Origin of the sequence: Peptoanaerobacter stomatis, assembly GCF_000238115.1 — a bacterium.
Lineage (GTDB): Bacteria > Bacillota > Clostridia > Peptostreptococcales > Filifactoraceae > Peptoanaerobacter > Peptoanaerobacter stomatis.
This window is the reverse complement of record NZ_JH414564.1, coordinates 1-13,076: the sequence shown is the minus strand read 5'-3', so window position 1 is coordinate 13,076 and position 13,076 is coordinate 1. Positions and strand designations below refer to the sequence as shown.

Genomic DNA, 13,076 nt, shown 5'->3' with positions numbered 1-13,076 from the left:
ATAATTATATGAAAATATATTGTAATTAGCCGTAGCTAAATATTTTTGAATAAAAAACTATCTTAATTTTATATTATATAATATATTTGTTCAATTTTGTAGTGAATTAGAGAAAAAAACATCAAAATATTGCTTAAAAAACTAAAATCACAGTTGAAATTATCAACTGTGATTTTAGTTTGAGTATTAAAATGAAAGATAGATACCTTATTTAGTTTATAGCTCTTAGCAGCTTTTTATAGATATTTATTATTTAGAAATTCATCTGCAAAAACATCATATGTTGCAGGTTTTCCATAGAAATAACCCTGTATCATATCTATATCTGAAAATATTTTTATGGAATTGAGTTCACTTTCAAGTTCAACCCCTTCAAGACAGGTAGTTATATTTGCTTTGCTACATAAAGAGCCTATAAATTGTATGAATGTGGCATCGAATTTATTGGAATTAATGCCTTTTACGAATATTTTATCTATTTTTAACATATCTATCGGAATTTCTTTTAGTAATCCGAGTGATGAACTGCCTACACCGAAGTCGTCCATTGCTACTTTTATTCCTAATTCCTGTATATTTTTAAATTTTTGTATAAGATCTTTTTTGTTCTTAACTATACTTGTTTCTGTTAATTCTAAAAACAACGTATTAGGTGTAAGTCTATATTTATTTAATATATCTTTTAGAAAATCTATAAAACTGTCATCCAGCAACTGTAAATATATACTTATATTTTGGATGATTTTCATTTTTTGTTATATAGATTTTATAATATAAATCAAATTTTTTATAATATATCTCTCTTTTACAAGTTTCATTTAACGACATATTTCTAAAATACACATCTGAACAACATTGATCTTTGAAACCGAATTCATTTTTTATCGGGCATGATGCACAGGGATATTCATTCTCCATTAAAATTTCATAGCATTTAGTACGAACACCTTTATAATTGGTGATTTCTCTAAATTGTTCATTTGCATATGTAAGATTGAATTCATCGTCTATTGCATAGACAATAGCATTCATAGATGACAAAATATAGTCAGAAATGGTATCGGTATTTTTCGGCATATAAATAAAATCTTTAAAATGTATAAATAAAGTTACTATTTTTGACAATGAAATAAGATAATTTATGTCATAATCGTTCCATATTTTATTTTTATTATTTGATAGAAAACCTATAATTCCGACAATTTTTTTATTGTCCAATATTATTCGATTACATAGATTTTTCACACCTTTTAAATAAAGTCTGCGCTTTATATAATGAGGAAAAACGTTGAAATCATTCAAAGTCATTATATAGTTGTTATCATGACTGAACATCAATTTAGTTATATATGATATGGAAATTGAATTTATTTGTTTTCCTATTTCATTATCTTTTACAATAGAACTATTTATAAGATATTTTTCATTGTCTGACAATGTAAACAGATAAATAGAATCGATACCTATTTTATTTTCAAACATTGAGAACAGATATTTTATAACATCGTTAAGATTAGAAGAATTAGATAATATACTGAGTACAGAATCAAAAAAGTCTCCTCTTGGAAAATAATCTTCTAAAAATTGTGAAAATATCTCTTCTCTTGAAGTTTCGCTTAAAAGCTGAAGCTTATTAAATGACAGGTATTCGTTTTTATTTATTTTAGGTACATCTATGGATTCACTAAGATACATATTTGCTTTGCCGCTTGATATATTTTTTAAAAAAGTATCAATATTATCGCCAGATACATCAAGTATTGAGTAAACCGTTCTCATAGAAAATAACTTTATAAATCCGCTTCTTTTGAAAAAATATTGTGCATTGCTTCTAATAAAATCTATTTTACTTTTTATAGATTTGGTTGAATAAACACCTTCCATAAAAATTAAAAATCTGTCCTTGTCTATACAAGTTACAAAATCATTTTTATCGAATTGAGACTTTAAAAATAAAGCAACCGATTTCAATAAATAAACATATTCACCATTCTTATAATTATCAGGAATCAATTTTATTTTAATAACACCGTAATACGTATTATATTTTACAGCCAAAATTTGCTTAAAAGATTCATATGAAAATAAGAACGTGTTTTTGCAATAATTTGAATTTATAATTGTATATCTTTCCATATTGGATAAATCCCACCTTCTCAGATATAGACTTAGATGATATAGTAAAACTTGCAACTATGATGGATAATATTCATTACAACATATTATCTTTATAGTTTAATTAATTCTGACATATTTTTAAATTGAGTTTTTTTCGGATGCAGGTAGGTTTATAGATAATTCGGGGGGGGGGGGGGATACATTTATTAATAAACAGAAACTACCAATCATACATCACAAAATTAAATCCCAATTTGATTATGTTGTATTAAATAAAATATTAATGACTTGTGGGATATATTATTTTCAATATATTTAATTGTCATACGCTTATAGATGAAAAACTATCAAAATGCTGATTAGAATCCATAAATAATAAATTTTTTTAATTAACTAACTAACAATAAAAAATCATATAAATTATGTTTTTATAAATAAAAATATACACCTTAAATCATATAATGTCAACAGAAATTTTTTATAAAAAGTGAAAATTTGAAAAAATAAAGCACTATTTGAAATGATATTTAATACTATATAATTTATCGGTATAAGTAGAAATATAGAACCATATTTTTCGTTTATAAAAAAAACTGTTTTTTTCTATGATTATAGATTGAAAAATAAGTGCATTTTGATATAAAATATAACTATATGATATATATGTAATAATATTTTATATATAGTATGTTTTTTATATCAATCAAATAATATTGTGCTGTTATATAGACAATTTATAATTATTTTTATATTTTTTTTGTACGAATGAAAAATGTGATTATAAATTTTAGGCGTATAATATAAGTACAACAATTTGTATAATAGAGTTTACCGATAATACAAGTAATTGATATATTTTATTAGCCATTAAAATAATCATTAAACAGTATTTTTATGTAAAGAGGTGATATATGGATACTTTGGAAAAAACTAAAGATGTGATAGATGAAAATTTAGATATATTTGAAATTATTTTTTCAAATATAAAAAAGGCTGTACCCAATATTATAATAGCGGTTTTATTTTTTATAATAGGATATGTCATTGCGAAGATTCTGAGAAAAAAAATAAGAACGATGATGAATATTGCCAATATGGATGTAACACTTGCAGGTTTTTTGTCACAAGTACTGTTTTTTTGCGTACTTATAGTAATATCAATAGCATCGCTCAGTATACTCGGCATACCGTCTTCGTCTTTTATTGCTGCACTGGGAGGTTTCGGCATAGCTGTAGGACTTGCTCTTCAAAGTAATCTTTCAAATTTTGCTTCAGGAATAATAATAATTATATTTAAACCTTTCAAGGTAGGCGATTATATTGAAACTAAAGATCAAATATCCGGAACGGTAAGAACAATATCCATTATGAATACAGCCCTTGACACTACTGATAATAAAAAAATATTTATTCCGAATTCAAGTTTGACAACCAATTATGTAGTAAACTATTCTAAAAATGATATAAGAAATATAATATTGAACATTAAAATAAGTTATGATGCAGATCATAATAGAGCTATAGAAATATTGAAAAGCATATTAGAAAATAGTAAATATACTATTCAAGGTGCGGATGTGATTTGTGAAATAAATGAACTTTCTATATATTATGTGAATATATTGGCGAAAACAAGTGTAAAAAACAACAGCTATTGGGATATGTATTATAGTGTTATGAAAGAGATAAAGGATAAATTTACAAGTGAAAAAATAGAATTTGCACATTTGGACACAGTGCATAAGGCATAATAAAAAATTTATGATAATATATTAAGGATATAGAGATGAAAAAGATAATTTTGGCTGTTTTTGTAATATTGACTACAATAATGCTCAGTAGCTGTCTTAAAATAGCTACTCCGGAAGAATTACTCGTTTCACCTGCGCTAAATCAGGAAAAAAGAGAGATGAAAGAGGCTGTAGATAATTTCAGACCTCCAAATTCTGCAAGTTATCCTGTTATAATGTCAGACAGTGACAGGTCGATGTCTATGATAATAAGTGACTTGGACTTGGATTCATCAAGCGAGATAATATCATTTTATAAAAGTAAAGTTGACGATAAAATAGGTATGTTTATACTCAAAAAAGTGGACAATATATGGGTGAAAAAAGATGATATAAAATTTAACACTTATGAAATAAGTGAATTTATGATAGAAGATTTGAACGGTAATGGAAAAAAAGAGCTTATTGTTGAATCATATGAACCGGAAAATACACTTAATCCGAGAAATTACAGTATTATATATTTTGATAATAAAGAGGTAAAAGTGATAAAAGAAATACCGAATATGATTATTGAAATAGCTGATATAAATTCGGATGGAAGAAAAGAAATATTTTCTATAACGAAAAATTTGTCAGATTTGGATTATGTTCTTAATATTGACGAATTTGACGGTAGTAAAATAGTAAATTATAGAAAAAAAGTATTGAAAGATATAAAAAAACCTTATAATATTTCCATAGGCAAGATATTTGATGAGCAAATGGCAATATTTATAGATTATATAGGCGACAACAAATATGAAAATACAGATATATTAGTATTTAATAAAGATCACAAAGTACTGACAGATATGAGAGATATACAAGAATTTAATAAAGGGAATTATCAGTTTAATGTACAGAGCCAAGATGTGGATAACGATGGTATAATAGAAGTAGGATATAAGTTTAAGGCACCTAATTATTCCGTGTCTATTCAAGACACAAAAGAAGGTGGACTTATAAACGGATATTTTAAAATAAAAAAAGACTATAAATTGGAGCTTGTCAAAGAAGTATATGAAAATATAAAACTTGGATATGTAATGAATATACCGAAACTTTTTACCGGGAAATATACCATAAATGAAAATGATATGAATACAAATATAAATTTTATAAATCATTTGGGTAAGGAATATCCGCTAATACAGATAAATTATATAAAAAAATATGAATGGCAACAAGACAATGAACTTAGAAACAGTATGCAGCTCATAACAGAAAATCAAGATTATGTAATAGCCGGAAAAGTGTTGGATTACAGTGACAGTTTAGATGATAAGGAGAGAGAAAGTTATTTACAGATGCGTTCGTCAGTACAAATTTTATCAAATGTTATAAAAGAAAGATTGTATAAATAACAATAAGAACTTTAAAAATATATTGGAGGAAAAAATGAAAATACTTGTTTTGGAAGACGAGTTTTCAATAAGAAGTTTTATTACACTTAATTTAAAAAGGGAAGGTTATGATGTTATAGAAAGTGCATCGGGAGAAGAGGCAATAGAGCTTTTTGATAAAAATCCTGATATAAGTATGGCGGTTTTAGATGTAATGCTCCCCGGAATAGACGGATTTGAAGTGTTAAAACATATAAGAAATAAATCGCAAAATATCGGTATAATAATGCTTACAGCAAGGACTAATGAAGAGGATAAAGTGCTCGGCTTGGAATACGGCGCAGATGATTATATAAGTAAGCCGTTTTCACCAAAAGAGCTTATAGCGAGAATAAGAGCTCTTATAAGAAGAGTTACAAGTGTAGATATGAATAAAGAGGAGATAGAAAAGCTTACAAGCGGAGAATTTACTCTCAATTTTTCAGAGCGAAAATTTCTTAAAGGTAATGAGGAAATAGAGCTTACACCTAAAGAATTTGAAATATTGGAATTATTTATAAAAAATAAGGAAAAATCTCTTTCAAGAGATGAAATATTGGACAAGATATGGGGAAAAAACTACTATGGAGATTTCAAAGTGGTAGATGTAAATATAAGAAGAATAAGAATGAAAATAGAAAAAGACCCGTCAAATCCGTCATATCTGAAAACTGTGTGGGGATATGGATATAGGTGGGAAGAAGATGAAAATTGAAAAAATATATCAAAAAATAAAAAGATATACAGATTCAAGTATACAGACAAGAATGATAAAAAATTTCGGACTTATAATGGCAGTTACAATTGCAGTTTTGGAAATAATGATAATATCTGTAATATATAATTATTATTATGGTGGAGTAGAGCAAATATTAAAAGACAGGGTGACTCTTACAGCAGAATTTTTGAACAAGTCATCAAATTATTCTTCTTCATATGATAAAGCGAAAACCTTGCTCGGTATGTCAATGTCATCATTTGAAAACAAATTTTTGGTACAGTTCATAGATTCTGATAAAAAGCTGATAATAGACTCAAACGGATTTTCGGACAATATTGAAGTGAACACACCGGACGTTGAGGCGGCTTTTCAAAAAAAAATATTTTTATATAGAGGAGTGAGTTCAAGCACAGGAGAAAAAATTCTTGCAGCAAGTAGACCTCTTATAAGATACAATACAGCAGATGGAGTTATCAGATTTGTAGTTTCACTTGAAAAAGTGGATACAGAAATAAAAAGTTTTGTCATAGCAAGTATAGTGCTCTGTATGATAATAGTATGTTTTTTCCTGTTCACATCTTCGTTAATATCCACATCAATAGTAGAACCTATAAAAAAATTAAATTCTACTGCAAAGGAATTTGCAAAAGGAAATTTTAATGCAAGTGCAGAAAAAACATATAATGACGAGATAGGACAGCTTGTAGATACAATCAACTTCATGGCGAATGAAATAAAAAACACTGAAAAATTGAAAGTAGAGTTTGTGTCATCAATTTCGCATGAGCTGAGAACTCCACTCACATCAATTAAAGGATGGAGTGAAACATTGCAAATGAGCGAAGGTTATATGAAAGATTCAGATGTGGCAACAGGACTTAATATAATATCAGCAGAGGCGGAAAGATTAAGTATAATGGTGGAAGAGCTACTGGACTTTTCAAGATTTCAATCCAACTCTATGAAAGTTATAAAAAAACCTGTGAATATAAAAGATGTTATATTTCAAGTATATAGACAGTTTTCAAATAAGCGAGCCAATATAAGCCTAAAATGCGACTTAAAAGGCGAAGATACCATAATAAATGCAGATGAAAACAGACTAAAACAAATATATATAAATTTGGTTACAAATTCTATCAAATTTACCAAAGAAGGCGGAGAGATAGAGCTTATAGCTATAGGATATGAAGATAAGATAGTAACAGTTGTAAAAGACAACGGAATAGGAATAAAAGCCGAAAATTTACCTCATATAACAGAAAAATTTTACAAAGGCACAAGTACAATGCCGGGAAATGGTTTAGGTCTGTCAATAGTAGATGAATTGGTAAAATTACAAGACGGAGTTATGACAATAGAAAGTGAATACGAAGTAGGAACAAAAATAACTATAGTATTCCCTGCATTTAAAGAAGAAGTCTTGGAAAATGATGAAATTTTAGAAGATATAAATGGAGAGCTTTAGCAAAAAAAGACGTAGAAATTATATAATACGATTAACTGATTAATGTAAAATGTTAAATTGTATGTATTTTTTATTAGAGGTGCTCGCATTTTTTAGAAATAAATGTTATTTTAAATAGGTTTTAGTATTATTTATATCAGGTTTACCTGAATTTTGAATATATTACGGTGTAATTATGGATAATTATATTATAGATTTATATGGAAAAGATATTGACTCAATTCATCTTAAAAATGATGCGGACAGATTTGTAATAGAAAATGATACAGGCAGAGGTATAATTACAAACTATCATATTTGCGACGGTTTGGATATAACGTTTAATGATATTCAAATGGATTATTATGAAGGAAATTTTGAATTTAAAGCTGACATAATTGAGATTAATCATTGCAAAGACGGCAGATGTGAATATGAGATTGACTCAAATACAGTAGCTTTTGTATCAAGAGGAGATTTATCCATATCCAATACCATTGATAATACAGGAATATCATATTTTCCAACAAAACTATATAGAGGAATAAGTCTATATATAGATATAGAAAAAATACAAAACAGCAGACTTATAAAAGAATTTGATATAAACCTCTCAAAGATAGCTTCGCTTGCAAAAGGAGGAAATGTCAAGATATTTCGCTCAAATGAGAGATTGGAGCATATATTTTATGAGTTTTACAATGCCCAAAAATATTTTTTGAAAGAGTATCTTAAAGTAAAAAGTATAGAGTTGCTACTTTTTGTATCAAATATAGATTGGGATAATGAAATAAAAAATACCTCTTTTTTGAACAAAAAACAATTATATAAGATAAAAAAAGTAAGAAATTTTATATTAAAAAATCTTGAAAATCACTATACTATAGAACAACTTTCAAAAAAATTCAACATATCAGAATCTTCGCTTAAAAATCAGTTTAAGAAACTTTATGGCGAAAGTATATACAGTTATACAAAAAAACTAAGGCTTGAAAAGTCAAAAACTTTGTTGTTGGAGGGAAAAATGTCAATAGCTCAAATAGCATTAGAGAGCGGTTACGAAAATCCGGCAAAATTTTCATCAGCTTTTAAAAAAGAATTTGGGGTTATACCGTCAAAGTTTCAAATATAACATTACTAAAAAACAATACTTAAGTATATTATTTTTTAAGCGGAATTATAAATATTTATATTTTTATAAAAATGGCAAAAATCTGATTTATTAAAGATTTTTGCCATTTTTTTAGTATAATTTATTATATCCTATTCATTATCTAATTGAACCGTCATAAATACAATGATAAATTTAATATATTTAATTAGGAGTGCTTTGGAATATATTTATTATATATGTCTAAATGGATAGATTTTAGTCTTTAAAGAGTAGAAAAAGAAAAAAACTTATGATAACATATATCATAAGATATGTATAAGCAGTTGCTTTTTGAAACGAAAATTTCAACTTGTAATACTAATATCTATAATTTTAAGATATATAAGTATAAAATTTATTTTTTAAAAGAGGGTGAAGTAAATGAATGTATTAAAAAAACATATCGGTAAGATAGTATTTTCTGTAATTATGGCTGTGACAGGTGTTGCTTTCAGCGTAGTACCGTATTTTGCAGTAGCTGATATTATAAATAAAATAATAGAAAATAATAGAAACCTATCAGAGTTTGTATCATCAATATTATTCATATTTGTTGGACTTGTAGGGGGAGTTATATTTCATTACATATCTACACTTACTTCTCATAACTTGGCTTTTAGTATAATAGAAACGTCAAGACATACGGTTGCACAAAAACTTGAAAGCTTGTCTATGGGAGAGATAGAAAAGAAAAGTAGCGGTCAGTGGTCGCAATTTATGACAGAAACTTTGGATAAAATGGAAAGACCTATTGCTCACGTCATACCTGAGGTAATTGCAAATTTACTTGTGCCTGCCATACTTGTTGTGATAATTTTTTCTATGGATTGGAGAATGGGGCTTGCTAATCTTGCAACACTTCCGCTCGGATTTTTATTTTCTCTTTTGATGATGAGGGGATATGAAGAAAAATCGAGAAGATACCAAGAGGCAGCTAAGTCTATGAACACAACAGCGGTAGAGTACATAAGAGGCATAAATGTTATAAAAGCATTTAATAAATCAGCATCGTCATACGGAAAATTTAAGACGGCTGTGGAAAATAATAAATCTGCAATGCTTGATTGGTATTTGAGTGTTTGCTTTTCTATGACTGCAACTATGGAAGTTTTACCGTCCACACTTGTGTTTGTCTTGCCTATTGCGTTGTTTTTATATATGAACGGCAGTATAAATACGGGAACATTAATAATGTGCGTACTTTTATCTTATGCTTCTTATAAACCTTTAATCAAGGCTATGAGTCACTCGGAAACTATAGCAAACGTAAAAGTAGTAATAGATGAGATAAAATCTGTAATGAATTTGACAGAGCTTGAACGTGGTGATAAAATTCAAGCTGTAAACTCATATGATATAAAATTTGAAAAAGTAAGTTTCGGTTACAATGAAAATGTAAGAGTGTTTGAGGATTTGTCATTTACAGCGAAAGAGGGAGAACTTACCGCTATAGTAGGTTATTCCGGCAGCGGTAAATCCACAATAGCGAAACTTATTGCCGGTTTTTGGAATATTGACGGCGGTAAGATAACTGTAGGAGATGCAAATCTTATAGATATGCCTCTTTCACAAAATATGGATATTGTAACTTATGTATCACAGGAGAATTATTTGTTTCAAAAAAGTATAACGGATAATATGAGAATGGCAAAAAATGACGCAAGTATAGAAGAAATACAAGATGCTTGCAAAAAAGCAAGTTGTCATGATTTTATAATGAGCCTTGAAAACGGATATGACACTATAATAGGAGAAGGAGGAGGAAGTTTGTCAGGAGGAGAAAGACAAAGAATAACAATAGCAAGAGCACTTCTGAAAAACAGCCCTATAGTTGTGCTTGATGAGGCTACAGCATATTCCGATCCTGATAATGAGGCAAATATTCAAAAATCTATAAATGCACTTATAAAAAATAAAACAGTCATTATGATTGCACATAGACTTTCTACTATTATTCATGCAAATAAAATAATAGTTTTAGATAAAGGAAAAATAGAAAATATCGGTACCCATAAAGAACTTCTTGAAAAAAGCAAAATTTATAAAAAAATGTGGAATGCACATATAAGTATGAAAGAAGAGGTGATATAGATGAGAGAGCTTATAAAAAAACTGTATCAAGTTTCCGGAAATCAATCAAAGAAAATTACAAATATGTTCATATTTGAAGTGATAAAAAATATTTTTGAAGGTATGACATTAGGCGCAGTATTGTTGTTTTTATTAAAAATTACTCAGAATATATTTGATAAAAGAGAAATTTTTAATAGAGATATAATATCTGTATTTGCAGTAGCCTTTATAAGTGTCGCAGGCAAGATATTTTTCGGATATATGGCAGATAGAAATAAATTTATAGCCTCTTATACTATGGGTGCTGAAAACAGGCTATATATAGGAGACAGACTTAAAAGAGTGAATATGGGATATTTCAGCAATAATAGACTCGGAGATATAGCAAGCGGACTTACAACAGTAGTAGGAGAATTGGAAACTGTAGGAGTATATATTATAGAAATGCTGTTTGTAGGAGTAATACAAACATTTATCATGGCAATATTTATGATACCTTTTGATTTTGTTACAGGAGTAATTATTATAGCGGCATTGATTTTTGGTATTATTATAAATAATATTTTTCAGACAAAAGCGGATGAAAGTACAAAAAAACTTTTGGGATTGAAAATAAATCTAAATGCGGATATGCTTGAATATGTAAAAGGCATAGGTGTGATAAAGTCTTTTGGGAAAGGTAAGGAAGTATTAAAAAACTTGGAAAAAAGTATCTCAGAAAATAAAAAGGGATTTTTCGATGTTGAAAAAGCCGTGGCGCCGGTTGGAATATTGTTTTTATTAATTTTTAAATTAGCGATATGTGTAATAATTTTTGCAAGTTTGACAAGATATACACAAGGTGAAATCTCGGCTCATAAAGCTATAATGCTCATAGTGTCAAGTTTTATAGTTTTCGGAGGTTTTGAGATGACAGGCAGTATGCAAAATATAATGGGAGTTGCAGTACAAAATTTGGACGCCTTGACAAAGCTGAGAGATATACCTACTATTGAGGAGGGAGAAAAACAAACTGTAGATAATTGCGAAATAGAAATGCAAGATATAAATTTTTCTTATAATGATGATAAATTGTTTAAAAACTTGAGTGTTGTAATTCCTGATGGAAAAACAACTGCAATAGTAGGTCCGTCAGGAAGCGGCAAGACTACATTGTGTAATCTTATGGCAAGATTTTGGGATGTGAATGATGGGAAAATACTTGTAGGAAAAACAGATGTAAAAGATTATACATATGATTATTTACTCTCTAACTTTTCATTTGTATTTCAAGACGTTTATTTGTTTGATGACAGTATAAGAAACAATATAAAATTCGGAAATACAGATGCTACTGATGATGAGATGATTGAAGTTGCGAAATTGGCAAGATGCCACGACTTTATTATGCAGTTAAAAGACGGATATGACACAATATTACAAGAAGGAGGAAGTAATCTGTCAGGAGGAGAAAGACAAAGAATATCTATAGCAAGAGCTATGTTAAAACCAAGTAAATTTGTAATATTGGATGAAGCAACTTCAAGTGTAGACCCCGAAAATGAAGAACAGCTTATGACAGCATTAAAAAATTTACTTAAAGGTAAAACTGCCATAATAATAGCCCATAAATTGGATACTATAAGAGAAGCCGACAAAATAATCGTACTCGATAGAGGAAGTGTGGAAAGTATAGGTACACATGATGAACTTATGAAAATATCAAAAGTCTATAAAAATTTTATAATTCAAAGACAAGATGCAATAAAATGGCAACTTTCAAATTAATACTATTGATTATTCAATCAAATAATAGTATCATACTTATATGGTTAAATATAGATGTTTTTTAATATAATGCTCAAATATATTTTGCTCGGAGTAATTTTTTATAAATATCTGAAAAACGGATATTTATAAAAGCGTTAGTTATTTCGTTTGCAAAATATTTTGGGCATATTCTAATTTGTACTAAAATCTAATAGAATTGTATATTTAATAAAAATTGATATACTTACTATATGGTAAAAAATATACGGAATATAACTCATAACATTTGTATAAAATCAATGATTTAAACAAATTTTGGCATATAAAGTATAAATCGTGACTTATATAAAATAAATAATTTAAATAGTGTTTATATATTTATATTGAAGAAAATTTATCAGTGGAGATTTTATGAAAAACTTAGGACTTTATTTTCATATACCGTTTTGTAATTCAAAGTGCTTGTACTGTGATTTTGATTCCGGTATTTCCGATTATTTGCATAAAAAGAGATATGCAAATGCTCTTATGAAAGAAATAGATATGGCAATTACAAAATACAGCTTAAATGATTATAAAATAGATACAGTGTTTATAGGAGGAGGAACTCCGACCTCATTAGATGAAGATTTATTGCAAAACGTACTGCAAAAAATAGATA

Annotated in this window: 10 protein-coding genes; 8 read left to right on the top strand and 2 right to left on the bottom strand. The window is 27.9% G+C overall.

Annotation, left to right across the window (positions count from 1 at the left end):
* Positions 1–236 precede the first annotated feature (236 nt).
* Both HMPREF9629_RS12320 and HMPREF9629_RS09620 read right to left on the bottom strand, forming a co-directional pair.
* Positions 237–713, bottom strand: coding sequence for an EAL domain-containing protein (locus HMPREF9629_RS12320; RefSeq protein WP_242822049.1), 477 nt, complete (start codon positions 711–713; stop codon positions 237–239).
* Complete coding sequence (locus HMPREF9629_RS09620) at positions 703–2,136, bottom strand: hypothetical protein (RefSeq protein ID WP_009526207.1); 1,434 nt, start codon at positions 2,134–2,136, stop codon at positions 703–705. The genes HMPREF9629_RS12320 and HMPREF9629_RS09620 overlap by 11 nt, the downstream gene beginning before the upstream one ends.
* Before the next feature lie 893 nt (positions 2,137–3,029).
* Here HMPREF9629_RS09620 and HMPREF9629_RS09615 point away from each other — a divergent pair.
* The 8 genes from HMPREF9629_RS09615 to HMPREF9629_RS09580 form a co-directional block, all read left to right on the top strand.
* Complete coding sequence (locus HMPREF9629_RS09615) at positions 3,030–3,869, top strand: mechanosensitive ion channel family protein (RefSeq protein ID WP_009526206.1); 840 nt, start codon at positions 3,030–3,032, stop codon at positions 3,867–3,869.
* Between the two features lie 35 nt (positions 3,870–3,904).
* On the top strand, positions 3,905–5,254 hold the full coding sequence (locus HMPREF9629_RS09610; protein ID WP_009526205.1) for a hypothetical protein: 1,350 nt from the start codon (positions 3,905–3,907) through the stop codon (positions 5,252–5,254).
* A 34-nt stretch (positions 5,255–5,288) separates the two neighbouring features.
* Positions 5,289–5,987, top strand: coding sequence for a response regulator transcription factor (locus HMPREF9629_RS09605; RefSeq protein ID WP_009526204.1), 699 nt, complete (start codon positions 5,289–5,291; stop codon positions 5,985–5,987).
* Positions 5,977–7,461: a sensor histidine kinase gene (locus HMPREF9629_RS09600; RefSeq protein WP_009526203.1), complete on the top strand. Its 1,485-nt coding sequence runs from the start codon at positions 5,977–5,979 to the stop codon at positions 7,459–7,461. The genes HMPREF9629_RS09605 and HMPREF9629_RS09600 overlap by 11 nt, the downstream gene beginning before the upstream one ends.
* 175 nt (positions 7,462–7,636) lie before the next feature.
* Positions 7,637–8,572 carry a helix-turn-helix domain-containing protein gene (locus HMPREF9629_RS09595; RefSeq protein ID WP_009526202.1) on the top strand — a complete coding sequence of 312 codons (936 nt, stop codon included), beginning with the start codon at positions 7,637–7,639 and terminating at the stop codon, positions 8,570–8,572.
* Positions 8,573–8,974: 402 nt separating this feature from the next.
* Positions 8,975–10,684, top strand: a complete 1,710-nt coding sequence (locus HMPREF9629_RS09590; protein ID WP_009526201.1) for an ABC transporter ATP-binding protein — start codon at positions 8,975–8,977, stop codon at positions 10,682–10,684.
* Positions 10,685–12,433: an ABC transporter ATP-binding protein gene (locus HMPREF9629_RS09585; protein WP_009526200.1), complete on the top strand. Its 1,749-nt coding sequence runs from the start codon at positions 10,685–10,687 to the stop codon at positions 12,431–12,433.
* Positions 12,434–12,826: 393 nt separating this feature from the next.
* Positions 12,827–13,076, top strand: a 250-nt coding sequence (locus HMPREF9629_RS09580; RefSeq protein ID WP_009526199.1) for a radical SAM protein, incomplete at its 3' end; no start/stop codon positions are given.

What these genes read in the sequence shown, in the direction of transcription:
- HMPREF9629_RS09620 (WP_009526207.1), bottom strand. Translation starts at nt 2,136, where the DNA reads ATGGAAAGATATACAATTATAAATTCAAATTATTGCAAAAACACGTTC.
- HMPREF9629_RS09615 (WP_009526206.1), top strand. Translation starts at nt 3,030, where the DNA reads ATGGATACTTTGGAAAAAACTAAAGATGTGATAGATGAAAATTTAGAT.
- HMPREF9629_RS09610 (WP_009526205.1), top strand. Translation starts at nt 3,905, where the DNA reads ATGAAAAAGATAATTTTGGCTGTTTTTGTAATATTGACTACAATAATG.
- HMPREF9629_RS09605 (WP_009526204.1), top strand. Translation starts at nt 5,289, where the DNA reads ATGAAAATACTTGTTTTGGAAGACGAGTTTTCAATAAGAAGTTTTATT.
- HMPREF9629_RS09600 (WP_009526203.1), top strand. Translation starts at nt 5,977, where the DNA reads ATGAAAATTGAAAAAATATATCAAAAAATAAAAAGATATACAGATTCA.
- HMPREF9629_RS09595 (WP_009526202.1), top strand. Translation starts at nt 7,637, where the DNA reads ATGGATAATTATATTATAGATTTATATGGAAAAGATATTGACTCAATT.
- HMPREF9629_RS09590 (WP_009526201.1), top strand. Translation starts at nt 8,975, where the DNA reads ATGAATGTATTAAAAAAACATATCGGTAAGATAGTATTTTCTGTAATT.
- HMPREF9629_RS09585 (WP_009526200.1), top strand. Translation starts at nt 10,685, where the DNA reads ATGAGAGAGCTTATAAAAAAACTGTATCAAGTTTCCGGAAATCAATCA.